Raw genomic sequence first — 19,275 nt, 5'->3', positions numbered from 1 at the left:
TGAATTGCGGGAGGGTCACGCAGATGGTTCGCCGGTCGCCGAGGCGCTCGCGGGCAACAGCAGCATCTCCGGGTTCGCCTCCGGGCGGGCGAACAGCCCCACGCGGGTCGGAAGGCTCCGCACGAGCGCGACGCGCAGGCGTTCGGACACGGCCGCCGCATCGCTCGGGGCGCCCTGTGCCGCGTGGGGGCGGGAAGAGCGGCGGCGTCCACCGGTCGCGATCTCGCTGAGACGAACAAGCAACTCCCAGTCGGTCAAGATCTCGACCTCGCCACCGTCGCGCTCGGCCGCGCCAAGCACGACACGGCGTGCCGTCGCGCCGAGCCCGGTCACCGCATCCCGCACAGACGCAATGAGGAGCGGCGCGTCGAGCCCCTCGAGACGGGCGGAGCGGACCTCCAGCGCGCGGGCGTCGTCGAGCGCGAGGTTGACGAGCTGGTGTCCCACCCCGAGGACGCGGGTCGCGGCACCCTCGCCCTTCAGCGTCCGGTCGAAGACGAGCCCCTCGTAGCGCTCGTCGACGCTCCACGAGCGGCTGCGCCACGCGTCGGGCGTCTTGAAGGCGAGGGAACCGTCCTCCGCACGCGCGACGCGTCGCCCGTGATGGGCAAGCATCCCGGTGAAGAAGGGCTCGAGCGCCGGAAGATCGACCTGCGGCACGTCGCGACCGACCGCCTGGAAATCGAACCGAGCGACGTTGCCGAACAGGTCGCGCGCCGTGTCGATCACGTCGCGCCCGCCGAAGGTGCTCGCGGCGCCGTCGAACCAGGCGGCGAGGCTCTCCCCAGACCGGCCCTGTGCACCCGCATAGAGCTCATCGAAGAAGCCGTCGCCAGCGATCCCGATGACGAGCTGCGTGATGTCCTCGCGCTCCTCCATCGCGTTCGAGAGCGCGTCCTGGATGCGTTGCAGCTTCTCCGTCAGAAGGTCCCAGATGCGTGCCTCGACGGTGTCGGGGTTTCGCATCAGGAACACGTCGACCGTCTTCGTCTGCCCGAAGCGGGAGAGCCGGCCGACACGCTGGTGCAGCCGCATCGGGTTCCAGGGCATGTCGACGTGCACAAGGGTCGAGCAGCGCTCCTGGAGGTCGATCCCCTCCCCGCCCGCCTCCGTCGAGACGAGGAAGCGCACCGCCCCGCCGTTGAAGTCGTCGGCTGCGGCCTCGCGCCCGACTGAGAGCGTGCGCGGACCGAGCGGGGTCGCGACGCCGTCGAGACGTTCGTCGCCGTTGATGAAGCTGGCGCTGCCGAAGCCGAAACGCTCCTGCAGGGCGTTGACGACGAGGGCTTGCGTCGCCTTGTATTCCGTGAAGAACAGGACCTGCTCGCCCGCCGCGATCTCGTTCTCGAGAAGCCCGAGCATGCGCTCGATCTTGGTCTCGCGCGGAATGGCGCGCCCGAACGCCAGCAGCTCGTCGAGGCGCGAGATCTCGTCGGCGAGCAGGAGCTCCCCGAAGTCGCCGGCGGCGTCTTCGTCGTCGGTCTCCTCGGGGCCTCCCGCCTGCGACGGCCCGCCAGCGCGGGCGCCGGCGAGCATCGCCGCGAGCTTAGCCCGCCTTTTGCCGAGCGCCCTTAGGATCGCGGCGACGGAGCTTGCGGCGAGCTTCTGGAGCGTGACGAGCACGAGCATGCGCGCGGTCTGCGCGCGTCCGCCGAGGCTCGTCGCATAGGCGCGGCCATCGAGGATGAAGGCGCTGAGCGTATCGTAGAACTCGCGCTCCTGCGGCGAGTAGCCGTAGTCGCGGCTCTGCGTGCGCACCGGCTCGAACAGGCGACGCCCGCGCAGGTCCGTCACGGTCGCCTTGTTGTTGCGGATCATCGCCTGCGACAGGCGCGCAAGCTGCTCTGCGCGGTCGGCCTGCGGATCGAACAGGTCCGGCCGCAGCAGGTTCATGAGGCCGAAGAAGCCCCAGTCCTTGCCGCGGTGCGGCGTCCCGGTGAACAGGATCAGGCTCTCGATCTTGCCGCGGTCGCACAGCTCGCGAAGCAGGCCGTAGGCCAGCGTATCGCCGCTGCGCTCGTCGAGATTGAGGTGGTGCGCCTCGTCCACGATGACGAGATCCCACGCCTCGGCGTCGAGCAGGCGACCGCGCGCGCCGCGCCCGTCGGAGCGCAACGTGTGGAAGGAGGCGACCGCCATGGTCGCCGTGTCCCAGAAATTGCTGCGCGCGCTGTCGGAGGCGGAGACGTATTGCTGGAGCCGGATGTCGAACATGGTTTTCAGGCGCGATCGCCATTGCGGAACGAGCTTCGCCGGCGCGAGCACGAGCAGGCGGCGCACCCGGCCCGAAGCGATGAGCGGCATCAGCACGAGCCCGGCCTCGATCGTCTTGCCGAGCCCGACGTCGTCGGCGACCAGCCAGCGGAACGGCCAGGCGCTCGTCACCTTGCGGCAGACCCAGAGCTGATGGGGCAGGATCTGCACGCGCGAGCGCGAGAACACGCCCCATTGATCGTTCACCGACCCGATCGCGAGCGCCTGCGCGCGCAGAACCGCCTCGACCGGATCGCCGGGCGCCCCGCCCGCCAGCGCCGTGGCGAGGCTCGCGGCGGGCCTCAGCTCCCCCGCCGGGACGCGCTGGATCGCGCTCTCGAACTCGACGACGACGAGATCGCCCGTCTGGACGACGACGACGCCCTCGCCGTGGCGATCGTGACGGACGGCGGCGCCCGGGTCGAAGGTCGGGGTCATGCCAGGCTCTCCTCGGCCACGCCTTCGCCCTCGTCGTCCTCGATCACGAAATCCCACGGCTCGTCGTCGGGATCGCCTCGGAGGCAGCCTGCGAGGTCGCCTTCGAACTCCTTGCGGGTGATGGTCTGCAGGGGCAAGTCTCCGTCACGGAGCAGGACGTCCGCACGGTCGCCGAGGCGCTGCGACACGAATTGCCAGATCGCGGGGCTCATATCCATGTCCGCCTTATCCTCCAGCAGGGCGCCGAGCCGATTCAGGAGCTTGCGCACCCGCGCCGTGCCGGCCCAGCCGTAGGGCGCCGCGGCCGCGCGCTCCTCGGCGCTCCAGAACCCGGTCCGCCCGAGCTCGCGGAACATCCAGTTCGCGCCGAGCCCCAAAGTCCGCACCAGCGGCGCGGCCTCGATGCCGGCTTCGCGGAAAATCGGCGAGTAGGAAGGCGTCAGCACGTTCGACAGGCTCACGGGCCCCGTCGACCGGACCGCACGCGGGAAGACGGTGGCGATCCAGGCGTAGGTCGGCAGCCAGCGGCCGATCTTGTAGAGGTCGATTAGCGTGCGGCGCCAGCGCCAGTGAGACAAATCGACCTCCTCCGTGCCCGACCACGCGCGCAGGCGGCGGTGCCACACGGTCGGGTCCTCCGGCGCATCGGCGTGTCCGATTTCGCTCCACCAGCCCTCGCGGGCGGCGAGCCGGAGAAAGGAACCGTGCTGACCGTCCTGCGCGCCGCCGAAGCCCTGGAAGCAGGCGAGCGCGAGGAAGGAGAACCAGCGCTCCCGCTCGGCGAGGCTCGCCGGCCCGGCGACGCGGGGAAGCGATGCGGGGGCGAGATCGTGGGGATAGGTGCGCTCCTCGTAGCGCCGCACGAGCGCCGCCCGGTTCTCCTCCCACCAGTCCCAGATCGCGCCGAGACACTCCTCCGCCGACGCGGCCGGGGCGTTCTCGAACGGGCCGATCAACTCGTCGAACTGCGCGGCCGCGGGCGCTCGGGAATAGTCCGTCAGCTTGGCGCGCAGCTTGTCGCGGCGCTCGCGCATCCATAGGGACGTGAGGGACGTATCCGCGAGCGCGTCGAGCGGACGCATCCAATGCGGCGGATCGCGGAGCAGGGCGTTCTTGAAGTCGTCCCTGTCGTCGTGGTCGACGGCATAGGCAAGCACCGCCTCTCGCGCATCGGCGCTCTGCGCCGCGCTCGCCCAGCCGCGTAGCGTGTCGCCGTTCGGGCCGTAGCCTGCACGGGCGATCAGGACGAAGCCGAGCGCGTCCCGGTCGTAGCTGTCGTCCAGCACGCGGTCGGGCGGGGCGAAGCGCGCGCGCAGGTTTTCCGCATCGTCTCCCGAGCGCGGCGCGACGAGGTCTGCGGCGCGGCGCCAGCCGCCGGATCGGTCGCGGAGATGAGCGCGGCGCGCGGCCGCGAGGACTTCCGAGTACTCGACCTGGAGCGGCGGCTTCATCAGAGCGCTCGGGTCGACCAGCGCGCCGAGCTCGGCGGCGACGGCCGGGGAGACCCGCGCCTCGGCGCCGAGCACGCGATTGATCAGGCCCGCCATGCCGAGCGGCTGCAGCGCGGCGCCGAGCCCGCGCAGGTCGTGCGCGGCGGCGCGCGAGACGAGCGGCGGCAGCCCGGCCGCGATCTCGAGCCCGGCGAGCGTGCGCAGAAGGCCCCCGTCGGCGAGGGCGCCGACCGCCTCGACCATCGTGTCGCCGAGGCGCACGTGTTGCGCGAACGGCGCCGGCACGCCGGTGGGTGCGATGGGAAACTCCGCCGCCAAGGCTGCGAGGCCGCGTCCGTCACGGTGCAGATACTCCGCGAGCGGATCGTCGAGATCGACACGGAACAGGCCCCACAGCCGCTCGAGGAAGCGCGTTCGCGTCGTTTCGCCGGGGTCGCGGCCGATCTGCGCGCAGAAGCTCGTCCAGTCCGACGTCGCGCGCACGAGATCCGTCAGCCGGCGTCCGAGCGCCCGGCCCATCCGTCCGAACGCCTCCTCGCGATCCTCCGGATCGTCGGCTAAAGCCGTGCGGTTCGGGCTGAGGCGGAACGGGCCGTCGATCATCCAGCCGCTCGCGACCGCATGCTCCAGCGGCGCCGTCCACCACAGGCGCGGACCATCGGGAAAGCGAACCGGCCCGCTCTCCCCGAGCGACACCGCCATGCGGAAGCCGTCCTCCAGGTCGAGCATCAAAGCGTCGTAGGCCCGATCCCCCGTAACCGAGACGACGCACGCACCGGGAACGCCCGCGAGCGGCCGCTCGACATCCGCCCTTTCGAAGGACACGGACCGCTCCTCCTCCACGATCTCGACACGCCGGACCGCCTTTGCGAAGAGCGGCAGCCAAGGCGCCGCGCCCGCGAAGTCGGCGACCGCCTCCCGACCGTTCGCGACCGCGTCGGCGTCGAAGTCGAGCCGCACGAGGGTCGCCTCGGCGTCTTCGCGCCTGTGGCGCGCCGCGGCCGCCGCGCCCTCCGGCCATTGCAGCGGCAGCATGCCGCCCACGATGCGGACGCCGACGAGGGCCGAGGCGAGCCGCACCTCGCTCGCCAGCGCGTGCACGACCTTGAAGCCGAGGCCGTACTTGCCGGTCGTGCTGCGCTCACCGGGCTTGTCGGAGCCGTGGAGCATCAGCATGTTCTCGAGGTCGCGGTGATGGCCCAGCCGCTCGCCGGCTTCTCGATCTCGGCCGCGCTCGTTGATCGGCCGCCCCCAATGCACGGCCTCGAATCCGCTCGCCGACGCCTCCAGACGAAAGGTGCGGGGCGCCTCGTCGCCGTCGCGCTGGCGGGTTGCGTCGTCGGCGTTCTGGAACAGCTCGAAGACCGCGCGGCTCGGATCGTAGCCGAATTCCTGGAGCCGGTGGCGGACGAGGGCGAGGAGGCTCGCCTGCGCCTCCGGCAGCTGGACGAGCGCGTCCCAGAGCTCACGCTCGCTGCGGCTTCGAGCGCCCGGATCGGGCTTGCCCGACGCCAGGAGCCGGCGCCTCTTCGCCGCCTCGTAGCGCGCGACGAGCGGGCCGATCACCGCGTCCGCCTTCGGCTTGATCTGCTGGAGCAGGGTCGGCAACGCCTCCCGCAGCGCCGCCTGCGTATGCTCGACGAGGTCCTGCGACGGGCCGCCCTGCATGCCGGGCAGCCTGTCGACCACAGCGCGCTGCACGTCCATGTGCAGCGCCAGGCACTCGTCGGCGACGACGCGCACGAGCCCGCGCACCGCCTCGATCACCTCCTTCGCCGAGCGGCCTTCGAGCGCGCGCGCCTGAACCTGCACGACGTGCAGCCGCAGGCAGGTGCCGTCCGGACCGCGTACGGGCGCGCCCTTCTCGTGGCCGGCGCCGACGACGAGCGCCGTGTCGTCCCCGATGGGTGCGTCGAACAGCTCGCCGGACAGCGCGATCTGGCGCGAGACGGCCTCCAGCGCCGGCTCGAGCACGATCCGTCGCGCGGCGATCTCCTCATCGAGGCGAAAGCCCGACAGCGCCGGCGCGAGGGCGGTGTCGATGCGGCCGACATGATCGTCGACGCCGGAGATCGACTGCCCGGTCCAGGCCCGCATCGCCTCGCGCATCGGCTCGGAGCGTCCGGCGAGCGCGAGGAGCGTGAGCGCGAGTTCCGGTGGCAGGCGTCCGCGCAGCCGCTCGAGAAAGTTGGCGAAGCTCTCGGCCGAGCGCCGATCGAGGCTGCCGTGGACGTGGGCATCGACGACCCCAGGCTGGTCACGGTCGGTGCCGCTCTCGGGCCGGTCCGCCGCGTCCGATGCCGTGGCCAGCGCGCCGGCGAAGCCCTCGTCCAGAATGCAGGACGGCGCGAGCCCGTGGCCTCTGGCGGCGACGACGCGGCCGCTGCGCCAGGATCCGTCGCGGGTCGGGACATCGATGTGCGTGAAGAGTCTCCGTTGCTGCCCGTCAGGCAGGCCGGCGAGTGCGTCGAACAGACGCCGATAACAGCGCCGCGCCGCCTCGGCCGCCTGCCCCGTCTGCGCCGCCGCGCGCGTCAGCACCGCCATGGTCTCGGCGGCCGCGTCGAGGTCCTCAAAGGTCTCGACGGCAAGCAGGCTCTGCAGAACCGCCGCTCGGCCGTCGACGACCGCCTCCGGCCCGTCCATGAGCGCGCGCGCCAACGGCCAGCCGGGCAGGTGCAGGTCGACGCCGTGCGCGGCGAGCGTGCCGAGGTCGCGCGCGGTGGTGGCCTCCCACGCCACGGGGAGGCCGATCACGCCGAGCGCCTCGATCTGGAGCGCCAGCGCGCCGACCGAAGCTGCCTCGCTCGGAAGCACGTCGCGCTGGAGCCGGGCGAAGCCGGGATGCTCACGCATGTGCGCCGGCAAGCTCGCAGCCGCGTGGAAGCTCGCCTCGTCGTCCCGGCCGAGCAGGCGGCGGCAGGCCTCGTCGACCGCCGGAGGTAGGTGCAGCACGTCCTGCGGCGGCACGAGCCGCTCGCCCAGCCGCAACCAGGCGAGCCGACGCAGAGGCTCGCGCAGTCGGCCGTCGAGCGGCTCGTCGAGATCACAGAGCGCGTCAAGGACGACGCCGCGCAAGGCGTCGGCATCGAGGAGACCTTTCGAGATGCCGACGAGGGCCGCGCGCAGCTCCGCCCGCGCATCGTGCGGCGGCACGACACGCTCTTGCTGAGCGCGGGCGCGCGCACTCGCCGCGGGCCGCACGCGCTTGAGAACGGGTCTCAGCGCATCGGGCACGCGGCGCGACGTGGCGCGGCAGACCGTCTCGTCGAGCGCGACGAAGCGGCCCGCTTCCGTCTCGTGTAGGGGAAGGACGGTGAGGACGGTGTCCGAGAGCGGCGCCTCCAGCAGCGCCGTCGCGTCTTCGGGAGAGAGAGCGAGCCGCCCAGCCTCCAGCGCCTCGAGGAGAATGCGCTCCAGCGTCTCGGGATCGATCGGCGCGAGTCCGATTGCCGGGCGATCTTGCTCGTCGATGGCGCCGACCACGTCGCGGGGCGCGGCGAACACGTTCTGCGAGGACACGATCACCCGCTCGAGCAGCGGGGCGAGCGCGGGTTCGACGACGTGGACGCGTGCATGAGGGTCGCCGGCCTCGGCAATGCCGGCGGCGAGCCGCCGCACGGCGCCCCAGCGGTCCGGGCCGAGCGCGCCGTCCGTGGCGATCGCCTTCAGGAGCGCGCGTCGCGCCGGCGGCTCGCCGAACCGCCGGGCCCTGTCGACGCAGGCGACCATCGCGTCCGTGGTCAGGCGCCAATCGCGGTTCCTCAGCGTCGCCAGGAGGTCGGCGTGCGCGCCGGCGGCGACGTAGAGCTCGAGCCCCGGGAGCGCCGGGAGAAGCAGCTTCGCATTCGTCTGTGTCGGAGGCACGCCGAGGTAGATTGAGTCGACCTCTGCAGCGCGGTCGAGTTCGGCGAGGGACAACGAGACGCGCTGCTGGTCGGCGTGGCGCGTCACAGGAACGAGGCGCACCTCCCGAAATGCCGGATCTTTGGCGAGCGCGCCGAGCGTGCGTCCGCTCGCCTCGATCAGTCGGCCGGCGGCGACGATGGCGTCCGTCCCGCGGGCGGCGTCGCGCTCGTCGACGACGAACGACTCAAGGGCCTGCAGGAGCGGCAGGAGGGCACCCCGGTCCTCCAGGCGCGACACGGCGCCGTCGGCGCGCCACTCCTCACGCGCCACAAGGATGTCGACGGCGGCGGCCGCGAGGGCGGCGAGGATGTCGCGATGCGCGGCCCGGTCCGGGATGTAGGCGACGGAGCCGGACGGAATGCGGCGAACGATCATGCGCATCGCGTCCGCAGGCGCGAAGGATCCCTCCTCGCCCATCGCGCGGCGCACGAGCGCGCGCAGGCGCGCTCCGACCGGGTCCGTTCCGGATGCGACGCCCGCGAGCTCGAGCAGCGACACGAGCGCCCCGGCGAGCCGCGGCGTCTTGAGCGCGGAGGGGGGCACGAGCGCGAGGAGGTCCGCCAGCTCCTCGGGTGACCATTCCGGCGCGGGAAGCAGGAGGGCCCGCGCTCGCCCCCGTAGATCGGCGGCGCAGATAGCGATGTCGCGGTCGGCGACGAAAGCTCCCAGGCCGGGTAGCAGCGCCGCGAGATCGGGACCGGCGAGCAGGGACGCGGGCAGCGGACGCAGGCGGGCGTCGGGCGCGAGGACGTCCCAGGCGAGCCCGCCGGGCTCGCGCCAGACCTCCGCCAGCACGGCGTCGGCGCAGACGGCCCGCCCGTGGCGTTCGGCCCATGCGTGCGAGACGAGCGCCTCGACGATCCGCGCCAGGTCCGCCGGCCCAACGAGCCCTTGCTCGAGCGCGTCGTGGAGGACGCGCGGCAAGAGCGGGAGCAGGAGGCGATCCCGCAGGGCGCGGTTCCACATGACCGGCACGGTCGCGGGCGCATCGTCGGACGCCTCGAACCCGTCGATGCCCCGACGTCCCGCGTCGACGAAGAAGTAGCCGTGCAGAAGCAGGCGATAGGCCGTGTTCGCCTCCGGCCCCTCGACGGGGAGCGGGATCGCGTCCGTCTCGCCGATCGGCAGGAAGACGCCCCAGGAGATCGCGAGCGTCGGCCGATCCGCTGGCGTGCGCACGAGGATCGTCGCGGCGTGAGGCTCGGCCTTCTCGGGTACGGGCATTGCGTCCGCGGTCAGCCGGCTCGGCCAGCTCTCGCCCGACTTGATGGCGCGCAATTTCGGCTCGGCGTAGGCGAGACGCTCCAGGCCGGCGAAGGGCAGGCCCACGGCGGCGCCGCGCCACGTCCGCGTGATCGCGCCCGAGAACGCGCGGCGGACATCTGGGCTCTTCTCGCGGGCGCTCAGATCGGGCCCGTCCGCCTCTGCCAGCGCCGCCTGGCGCCCCCCGGCGCGGTCGAGCGCCAGGGCCAGGGCGCCGTCGCAGCCGATCTCGAGACGCTCCAGATGGCGCGACGCCGCGAGGATGAGCGCGAGCTCGCCCGGGTCGCGGAGGAAATCCTCCATCAGGCGCTGCCGGTCCTCCTGCGCGTCGAAGCACGGCTCGGCGAAGGTCAGCCGCTCGCCGGGCCGCAGGTCGCGGCGCCGCAGGGGCAGCCACAGTGCGAGGGCGCGCTCCGGAAAGCCGAGGGCCCGCGTCGCGCGCTCTATCCGAGCCAGATCCGACGCGACGTCGTCCCAGGCTTCGGTGGTCGCCGCCGCCGCCTCGATGCCGAGGAACGGATTTACCACGAACGGGGCGGAGTCTCCCGCATGCCCGAACGGCGCGACCACGAACGCGTCGCAGAGGTGGAACACCGCCTTCTGCCCCAGGCCGAACTTCCCGGCGCTGCGGGCGTCCTGCGTTTTGCTGCTCGCTGAGAGGTGCTTGATCCCTTTTGCGTGCTTCGACTCGAAGACGCCGTCGTTGACGACGAGCAGCCCCGGCCCCCGCAGCAGAGCATTCTCGGCCTCGGCGTCCAGGCGCGCGAGCAGATGCAGGGTGAACCTCCCGGCTTGCGCGTCGTCCGCATTCTGGATCAGCTCCTTTAAGATCGTAAAACGCGTACGGTAGCGATCCTTCAGATCGTTGCGGATCGCGTTGATGGCGGCGCTGTGATCGAGCTCGTAAGCCGGCATGATATCGTCGCTTTCGCAGCTGCGCCGGATGCCGGACGAAGCGCATCGAGTCGCATGGAGGACCAAGTCTTGTTCAGAAGGACGCGTCAGTAAATCGGTGCTGATCCCGATTCGGATGTTGTCTTATGAGATGTTGGAATCTGGTAGCTTTTGCCGGGTGGCAGGACGGCGCCGACGTGATCCGGGGGCTACCCGAGCCGCCGCGCCCTCAGCCCGCCGCCCAACGCGCGCTGGCGTAGGGCGCGAGGAACTCTCGCAACGCCTTCGACATGTGCGGATAGCCCCAGGCTACCTTCCAGCCCGCCGCATGCCCGTGCCGCGCCTCGATCCAGGCGTAGAGCGTCTCGTGGGGCACGAAGTACCACTCCCGTCCGTTGCCGGCGTCGCCGTTGGGATCGGGGAAGAGCATCCAGATGCCGCCGTCTCCGCCGTAGCGCTTCTTGTCCACGGTCGGGCGACCCTTCAGCTGCACCGGTCTTAGCGCCCCGTCCGGGGCGCGCACCACGAGATCCTCCCCGTAGCAGTCCGCCTCGGGCCGATAGACCCGATAGCCGGCGCGGATGAGGAGCGCGGTGGCTTCCGCACGGTTGGCGGCCTCCAGCTCGTTGGAGGTCAGGACGATCGGGCTCACCGGGGCATGCGCGAGGCTTTCCTCCTCGTCGTCGTCGATCCGGGTCGCGGGTCCGCCGAGGCTATCCGCGTAGAGCGCCGCGGCCGTCTCCTCGATGCGCGCGCGCCAGGCGAGCCGCTCGAGCCACGCGCCGGGGATGCCGGAGGCGCCGTAGAGCGCACCTGCGAGCTGGCCGGCGATGGCGGCGGTGGTGTCGGCATCCTCGCCGAGATTGGCGGCGAGCAGCACGGCGTCGCGGAAGGTCGTCGTGCGGGCCGCCGCCCAGAGCGCCGCCTGGAGGGAATGGACCACCCAGCCGGACCCGCGAACCTTCTCGCGCGGCAGGCCGAGGAAGCCGCCCTGGACGCGGCTCGCCGCGGGTGTCGTCAGCACCTGCTGCGCCGGCGCGCCGGCGATGGCGCGGGCGATCAGCTCGGCGTAGATTTCCGATGCGGCGATCGTGTCGGGAGAGCCGTGGGTGGTGCGGGTCTGGAGCGCCGCGACTCGCGCGAGCCGCGCGGGGTTGGGCCAATGGCGGATCGCGACGGGCGAGAGCCGCATCAGCGCGCCGTTGCCCGAGTGCTCCGGGCGCGTCGATCCGGCGATCGGGTCGCCGCTACGCTCGAACGCGCCGAGCGCCCGGCGCGTGGCGATGCCGATGTCGAAGCAGTCGCCCGTGCAGGAATAGGTCCCCTCGCGCCACCAAGAGACGAAGCGCGTCATCAGGTCGGTGGGGTCGAGGTCGGGATTGGCGAGGAGGCTGTCGGCAAGGGTCAGCGCCATAGCCGTGTCGTCGGTCCACTGCCCGGGCTCGAGGCCGAACGGGCCGCCGCCGACCATGTCGGAGAGGACGGCGACCTCGGGCCGGGACGAGAACTCGATCGCCGCGCCCACGGCGTCGCCTACCGCGAGACCGAGGAGCGCGCCGATCGCCCGGTCGCGTCGGCGCTCGTCCGCGTTCGCCGTCTCGGCGACCGGCGCGACGGGCCGTGCAACCCAACGCTCCTGAGGAAGGGTCTCGATGGCTCCGGGCCGCGCCGAGCGGACCGTCTCGATCGCCAGGTCGGGCACGACGCCCGCTTCGACCAGGAGCCGCGCGGCGACGGATCCGGCGCGGCCGAGCCCGCCCTTGCAATGGACGAGGACGCGCCCGCCGCAATCGAGGAGGCGCCGCAGGCGCGCGGACAGGTCGGGCCAGCCCGCCTCGAAGGCGGCGTCCGGGACGTCGCCGTCGACGATCGGGTGGTGATGCCATTCCATGAAGCGGCGGCGCACCTCCTCGCCGAGGGTCGGGATGCGCAGCGCCTCGAGCTCGAAGGGCTCGACCAGCGTCACCACGGCCGCGGCGTTCCAGGCGGCGATCACGTCGAGATCCGTCGCGAGGTCGCGGGCGTGGGAGCCGGAGCGCGCGCCAGATTGGGTCTTGCCGGGGGCGAAGGTCACGCCGATCATGCCGGAGCAGGGAGACCCCGGAGCGCCGGGCCAGGCGATCTCTGCGATGCGGAGCGTGTCGTTTCGGTTGTCCGTCATATCCATACCTCCGTCTGACATGCCCCGGTTTATCGTTCCTCTAAGCGAGGCGGCAGAAGCCGCCGGACTTTTCCGGAATCGGAGGGGGCGATGCGGGACGTGGATGGGCGGGAGTCTAGAGGCCGGGACGCGGCGGTGGGCTTCTACTGGACGCGGCCGGTGAACTGGGCGGGCTTCACGCGCCTCCCGCGCGATGCGGAGGAGGCGGCGAAGGCGAGCCGCACGATTCGGTACAGATGGAGCGCGTCCGCGCATGGGCGCGGGAGAATGCGGTCGCGCTGGTGGACGAGGTGCCGTTCATCGATCTGCGCACGGATTGCGTCACCGACGCCTGCGGCGAGACGCTGGCCAAGGCGCGGGCGCGCTGCAACGCGCGGGAGCCGCTGCTCGTCTACGTGCGGTTCGATTACGGCACCAGCCATTGGCGCCGGCATCCGCAGCTCGATCGCATCGCGCGCGAGCTCGGTTACAAGCCCATCCCGATCGAGCCGACGCCGGTCGCCGTCGACGGAACGCTCTTCGATCCGATCCGCCACTTCGAGGACTGGCGCGAGCTCGACGCCGCGCAGCGCGCCGAGTTCGCGAAGAGGGCCGAGGCGAAGCTGATCGAGGCCGCGGAGCGCATCGTGCAGACCCGCGGGCGCTACGCGGCCATCGCCGACCTTCTCAATCGCGAAGGCGTGCGGTCGAAGACCGGGAGGTCCTGGACCGGGGAGACGGTCCGCAAGATGTTGCAGCAGACGGGCTCCTACGCGGACCTTCTCGCCTGCTGGGCGGCCTCCGACGACGCGCGCATCCGGGAGCATGCGAAGGCTGTCGCGGTCCGGTTCGGCCTCGAATCCGTGTTCTAGCCTGTGAGGGATGCCACACCCGACGTTGCGGCATGCCGACCTCATTCGTAGGCTTCCGCCCAGGTCACCGCGCAACGTCCCGATTCGCCCGCCTCCGACGCGGCTTATGGAACAGGTTTTTGCCTCATGCCCATTCCAAGCCTGGACATAATGGTCGGCCTCTCCCTCGACGCTGGCGGCGCGCCGGACGGCTGCGGCGGGGCGGCGGGGGCGCTTGGCGCACCGGTCGTCGGGCCGCTGGGGCTCGTCGACAGCCTGGAGACGTTCTGCGGCCTCTCGACACCCGTGGCGAGCGCCGTGACCCGTATCGCCGCGTGGCAGCGGGCGCTGGAGGCGGCGGGGCCGGGGCGGTTCTGGTCGCGCTCGCTCGAGGCGGACGCATGGGCGACGGCGCGGGTGCTGCTGCGCTGGCGCGACGGGCTCGTCGAGGCCGGCTGGGCGGCGGAGCACGACCTCGACGCGCCGCGCCTCGCCGATCTTGCCGCCGCCGAGCGGGCGGCGGAAGGGCTCCCGCCGGGGCTGCCGGACCGGATGGCGCGGCTGCTCGACGAACTCGACAGGCACTGCGTCGCGCGCCTCGGCCGGCTGCGGCTGGTCGATCGTCGCGCCCACCTGCCTCCGGGCCTGCGCCGGCTCGTCGATCGGCTGGAGGCGCTGGGCGTCGCCGTCGAGGAGACGGCCTTCGCCCCGGCCGCGCCCGCCGAGACCGCGCTCGGGCGGCTCCAGCGCTGGCTCGGCGACGGTGAAACTCCTGCCGGCGCGCCGGACGGAAGCGTCACGCTGGCCGCCTGCGCCAGCGCGCCGCTCGCCGCCGAGCTCGTCGGGCAATGGGTCGAGACCGCGCCCGCGGGGGCGACCGCCACCCTCGTCGCCGAGGGCGGCGACAGCCGGCTGCTCGACCACGGGCTCGCCGCTGCGGGCCAGCCGCGGGCAGGGCGGAGCCTGCGCTCGCCGCGCCGCGGGACGCTCCAGGTGCTCCAGCTCGGTTTCGCCGTGGCGTGGGCGCCGTTCGACCCCCATGCGCTGATGCAGCTCCTCGCCTTCCCCGACGGCCCGATCGGCCTCCGGGCCGCCAGGCGTCTGGCCGGCGCGCTGGAGGAGGCGCCGGGCCGCGGGGGGCGCGAGTGGGCGGAAGCCTGGGCGGAGATCGAGGCCGACGCCCTCGCCGACGCCGAGGGGGACGCCGCCCGGGCGGCGCGCCGCCTCGAGCGCTGGCGCGCCTGGGCCGATCCGGACTGCGCGGATCCGATCGCCGGCATGCCGATCGCGCAGGCGCTTGCGATCTGCGACCGGGGGGCCTCCTGGGCCGTCGCCCGCTACGCCACGACGCACGATCCGCTCTTCCTCGCCACCGCGCGCCTGGCCGACGACGTTCGTCGCGCCCTCGTCGCGCTCGGGCGCGCGCACTACCCGCGCACCCTGATCGAGCGGATCGTCGACGAGGCGCTCGACACGGGCGAGCCCGATCCCGCGGCCGTCGCCGAGGCGGCGCCCTGGCGCTGCGTTGCGCATCCGGGCGCGGTCTGGGGGCCGGTCGATACGGTGGTCTGGTGGAACTTCTTCGCGCCGGGAGACGCCGCCGCGGCGAGCCCGTGGACGAAGGCCGAGCGCGAGGCGCTGGCAGCCGTCGGGATCGTCCCGGACACGCCCGCCCGCGCCGCCGCCGCGGCGGCCGCGGCCTGGGAGCGGGCCGTTCTGTGCGCCCGCGAGCGCCTCCTCCTCGTCGCGCCCGGACTCGAAGCGCACGACGAGGACGCACTGCATCCCCTCGCCCACCGGATCGCGCCGGCGCTGAAGGTGCTCGGCACACGCGCCCGGCTGGAGGAGGCGCTCGCCGCCCCCGCGACGAATCTGTGCGGCCGCGAGATCGTCCGCATGCCCGCGCCGGCGAGTGCGCCGCCAGCGGGACGGGCGCTCTGGCCGACGCCGGCCGACTTCGCCGCCCGGCTCGCCGGGCGCAAGCAATCCGCCACGTCCTTCGAGACGCTCGCGGCCTGCCCGCTCGCCTGGGCGCTGCGCCACGTGGCGGGGCTCTATCCCGGCCGGGCGCGGGCGATCGGCGACGAGGAGCGGCTGATCGGCAATCTGGCCCATGCCCTCTCGGTCGAGATCTTCCGGCCCGGCCCGCCCCCGGCGCCGGACGCCGCCGCGGCGGCGACGCGGTCGCGGCTCGACGCGCTGATCGACGTGTTCGCCGCGCCGCTGCGCCATCCCGCGGCGGCGATCGACCTCGCCTTCGCCCGCCGCCGCCTGCCGGAGGCCATGGCGACGCTGGCGACGCTCCTCGCCGACAACGACCTGAGCGTCGTCGCCACCGAGGAGCGCTTCGAGACGGAGGCCGAGCCGGGTCTGCCCGTGCACGGCGCCATCGACCTCGTCGCGCAGGACGCGCGCGGCGGCATCGTCATCATCGACCTCAAGTGGACGCGCAGCCCGAAGCGTCGACGGGAGGAGATCGCGGACGGCCGCGCCATCCAGCTCGCGACCTACGCCGCCGTGCGCGGCGGCGTCGGGGCGCGGGCGGGATACTTCCTGCTGCGCCAGCGGCTCTTCGCGACGCCCGCCAGGGAAGGGCTCACAGGCTTCGGGATCGAGGCGTCCCGGACGCTGCCCGAGACCTGGGCAGCGATGCGCGAGACCTACCGCCTCTGGCGCGACGCGGCGGAGGGCGGGCGTCTCGTCGCCCGCGGGGTGGAGGGCTGCGAGGACCACGAGCCGCCGGACCTGCCGCTCGTGCGCGAGGTCGCGTGCGAATACTGCGACTATCAGGGCCTGTGCCGGGTGAGGAGCGCGTGATGTCGTCGAGCCAACCCGCCTTCGGCCGCGTCGACTCGCTCATCGCCTCAGCCGGCACCGGCAAGACCTACACCCTCGTCGAGGAGATCGCCCGCGCCATCGCCGGCGGCCTCGAGCCCGACCGGCTGCTGGCCGCGACCTTCACCAAGAAGGCCGCAGGCGAGCTCTCCGCGCGCATCCGCACGAAGCTCATCGAGCAGGGCCGCGCGGACATCGCGGCCGCGATGCTCACCGCCCGGATCGGCACGGTGAACAGCGTCTGCGGCACCCTGATCGAGGCCTTCGCCTTCGCGCTCGGACGCTCGCCCACGGCCGAGGTGGTCGCGGAGGACCGCCAGGCCGTGCTCTTCGCCCGCGCCACCGGCGAGGCGATGGAGGCGCATGCGGCGGAGATCGGCGCGATCGCGGAGCGGCTCTCCGTGCCCGAGCGGGACTATTCGGGTCCGGCCGGGACGAAGCGCGGCTGGCGCGACGACGTGCGCCGCATGGTCGACGTGGCCCATCTGAACGGGCTGCGGCCCGTGGACATGCGCCGCTGCGCCGACCATTCGATCGCGGGTCTCCACCGCATCCTCGGCGCCCCGCGCCCGGGCGAGACGGCGGAGAGCCTCGATCGGGCGCTCGCGGATGCGGTCGCGCGCTGCTGCGCGGAGCTGACGCCGAGCGTGGTCGACACGCTGAAGAAGGGCACGCTCGACAAGGATGTCCCCCGCGTCAAGGCGGCGCGCGAGGCCCTGCGCCGCGGCGATCCTCTCCCCTGGTCGGACTGGGCGCAGCTCTCAAAGCTCGGGGCGACGAAGGCAGACGCGGCCCTGTTCGCCGACGTCGTCACCGCCGCCGCTACGCATCCCCGCCATCCGCGCCTGCGCGCCGACCTCGCGGACTTCGTCGCCGCCCAGTTCGCCTGCGCCGCGCGCTGCATGACGGCCTACGCCGCCTACAAGCGCGAGCGCGGCCTCGTCGACTTCGTCGACCAGGAGATGCTCGCGCTCGCGATCCTGCGCGATCCCGCCAACCGGGAGCGGCTGCAGGAGCTGATCGGCGCCGTGTTCGTCGACGAGTTCCAGGATTCGAGCCCGATCCAGGTGGCGATCTTCTCCGCGCTCGCCGCCATCGTACCGGTGAGCGTCTGGGTGGGCGATCCGAAGCAGTCGATCTTCGGCTTCCGCGACGCGGACCCGGAGCTGACGCTCGCCGCGGCGCAGGGGATCACAAAAGGGACCGGCGGCGCGACGCGCTACCTGCGCAAGTCCTGGCGCTCCCGCCCGCCGATCGTCGATCTCGTCAACGCGGCCTTCCTGCCGCCCTTCCGCGCCGTCAGCACGACGGACGAGGAGATCGCCTTCGACGCGGCCGCGCGCGAGGACGGCTCCGAGGCGCCCGCGGCCTTCTCCGTCTGGAGCATGGCGGGGAAGAACGCCGGCGAGCGCACCGCCGCGCTCGCCGCGCACCTCGCCGGCCTCCTCGCCGAGCCGAAGGCGTGGCCGGTCGGCGTCAAGGGCACGGACGAGACCCGCCCCGCCCGGGGCGGCGACGTCGCGATCCTGTGCCGGAGCAACGGCCAAGTCGGCGCCATCGCCAAGGCGCTCGCCGCGTCGGGCCTGCGCGTCGCCGTCGACCGCGCGGGGCTTCTCGCCACGCCGCAGGCGGAGCTGATGACGGCCGCCTTGCGCGCCGTCGCCGATCCCTCGGACACGCTGGCGCTGGCCGAATTGTGCCGCTTCGCGCGCGACGACGAGGACTGGCTCGCCGCCTCCTTCGCCGAGACGCCGATCGAGGCGCTGCGCGTCGCGCTGCCCTTCACCGGCGAACTCGAGGCGCTGCGCGGTCGCGCCGCCCAGCTCACGCCGGCCGAGATGCTCGACGCGGTCCTGCACGTCCCCGGCCTCGTCGCCCTCGTCGGGTCCTGGGGCATGCTCGAGGAGCGCTGGCACGACCTCGAGGCGCTGCGCGCGCTGGCGTCCACCTACGAGGAGGAGTGCCGCGCCGAGCGCACGCCCGCGACCCTGGTGGGCCTGTGCGCCTGGCTCGGCGCGCTCGACAAGGCGGACCGCCCCAAGAGCCGGCATCCCGACGCCATTCACGTGCTGACCTATCACGGCGCGAAGGGCCTCGAATGGCCGATCGTCGTCCTCACCGAGCTCGAATCCGAGGCCAAGGGCTCGCCCTTCGGCCTGCGCGCCGAGAACGCGACGGGCGCGCCGCCCGACTGGCGCGACCCGCTCGCAGGCCGCGTCCTGCGCTACTGGCCCTGGCCTTACGGCGACCAGAAGAAGGGCGTCGGCCTCGACGAGACGGCCGCGACGAGCCCGGAGGGCGTCGCCGCCATGGCCGCCGAGCGGCTCGAGCGCGTGCGCCTCCTCTATGTCGGCCTCACCCGCGCCCGCGACACGCTGGTCTTCGCCCTCACCGGCAAGGACTGCGCCTGGCTCGACGAGCTGACGGACGGGGCCGGGACGCCGCTCGTCTCCTTCGCCAACGGACTGGTGCGGGTGGGCGAGCGCACGTTCCCGTGCCGCGGCGAGCCGACCCCGCGGGCCGAGGCCGCGGCGGCGCCCGCGCCCGTCGATCACCTCCGCCCCGTCATTGAGCGCCGCACGCACCCGCCGCTGCGGATCGCGCCGAGCGGGGTCGCGGGAGAGGGCGCGCGGATCGTCGAGACGATCGATCTCGGCGCGCGCTTCGTGCTGGCTGGCAAGCCCGACATGCAGGCGATCGGCGAGGCCTGCCACCGCTTCCTCGCCTGCGACGACCCGGCCTTCGGCCCGGATCGTCGCCGCGCCCGCGCCACGCGCCTGATCGCCGCCTGGGGCGCGGCGCCGCTCGCGCCCGAGGACCTCCTGGAGATGTCCCGGCGCCTCGCCGCCTTCCTCGCCGACCGCTATCCCGACGCGGGCCTCGCCCCGGAATGGCCGGTGCACCTGCCCGACGGCGACCGGGTCCTCGCCGGGCGCATCGACCTCCTGGTGGACGCGGGCGAGACCCTCGCCATCGTCGACCACAAGAGCTTCCCCGGCGGGGTCGAGGATGGGGACGCCCGCCTCGCGGCCTTCGCGGGGCAGGCTGGGCTCTATGCGCGCGCGGTGTCGCGGGCGACCGGAAGGCCATGCGGGGATCTTTGGCTGCATCAGCCGATCGTGGGGCGGGTCGTGCGGGTCGAGGTCGACGCGCCTGCGCCCGCCTGACGGGAGCGTGCGCTTTCAGCGATTGGAAACTCGGAGGGGCGGCGTTGAAGAAAGACGAGTTCAGGGCGTGGTTG

At 73.1% G+C, this 19,275-nt stretch carries 6 protein-coding genes; 3 read left to right on the top strand and 3 right to left on the bottom strand.

Features of this window, described 5'->3' with window-relative positions; all coding sequences use genetic code 11:
- Positions 1-15: 15 nt before the first annotated feature.
- The 3 genes from ACTZWW_RS04955 to ACTZWW_RS04945 all read right to left on the bottom strand — a co-directional run bounded on the left by ACTZWW_RS04955 (position 16) and on the right by ACTZWW_RS04945 (position 12,369).
- Positions 16-2,691, bottom strand: a complete 2,676-nt coding sequence (locus tag ACTZWW_RS04955; RefSeq protein ID WP_444779833.1) for a DEAD/DEAH box helicase — start codon at positions 2,689-2,691, stop codon at positions 16-18.
- Positions 2,688-10,229, bottom strand: coding sequence for a sacsin N-terminal ATP-binding-like domain-containing protein (locus ACTZWW_RS04950; protein WP_444779832.1), 7,542 nt, complete (start codon positions 10,227-10,229; stop codon positions 2,688-2,690). The genes ACTZWW_RS04955 and ACTZWW_RS04950 overlap by 4 nt, the downstream gene beginning before the upstream one ends.
- A 208-nt stretch (positions 10,230-10,437) precedes the next feature.
- Positions 10,438-12,369, bottom strand: coding sequence for an ADP-ribosylglycohydrolase family protein (locus ACTZWW_RS04945; RefSeq protein WP_444779831.1), 1,932 nt, complete (start codon positions 12,367-12,369; stop codon positions 10,438-10,440).
- 236 nt (positions 12,370-12,605) lie between these two features.
- On the opposite strand from ACTZWW_RS04945, the gene ACTZWW_RS04940 reads away from it, so the two are divergent.
- From ACTZWW_RS04940 to ACTZWW_RS04930, 3 genes are all read left to right on the top strand, one after another.
- Positions 12,606-13,220 carry a recombinase family protein gene (locus ACTZWW_RS04940; protein WP_444779830.1) on the top strand — a complete coding sequence of 205 codons (615 nt, stop codon included), beginning with the start codon at positions 12,606-12,608 and terminating at the stop codon, positions 13,218-13,220.
- 150 nt (positions 13,221-13,370) lie between these two features.
- Positions 13,371-16,016 carry a PD-(D/E)XK nuclease family protein gene (locus tag ACTZWW_RS04935; protein ID WP_444779829.1) on the top strand — a complete coding sequence of 882 codons (2,646 nt, stop codon included), beginning with the start codon at positions 13,371-13,373 and terminating at the stop codon, positions 16,014-16,016.
- Positions 16,016-19,201 carry a UvrD-helicase domain-containing protein gene (locus tag ACTZWW_RS04930; protein WP_444779828.1) on the top strand — a complete coding sequence of 1,062 codons (3,186 nt, stop codon included), beginning with the start codon at positions 16,016-16,018 and terminating at the stop codon, positions 19,199-19,201. Before ACTZWW_RS04935 ends, ACTZWW_RS04930 begins: the two co-directional genes overlap by 1 nt.
- Positions 19,202-19,275 lie beyond the last annotated feature (74 nt).

The organism is Salinarimonas sp. NSM (genome assembly GCF_052380005.1).
Taxonomy (GTDB): domain Bacteria; phylum Pseudomonadota; class Alphaproteobacteria; order Rhizobiales; family Beijerinckiaceae; genus Salinarimonas.
The sequence above is the reverse complement of the archived record's forward strand: the minus strand, read 5'-3'. Positions and strand labels throughout refer to the sequence as shown.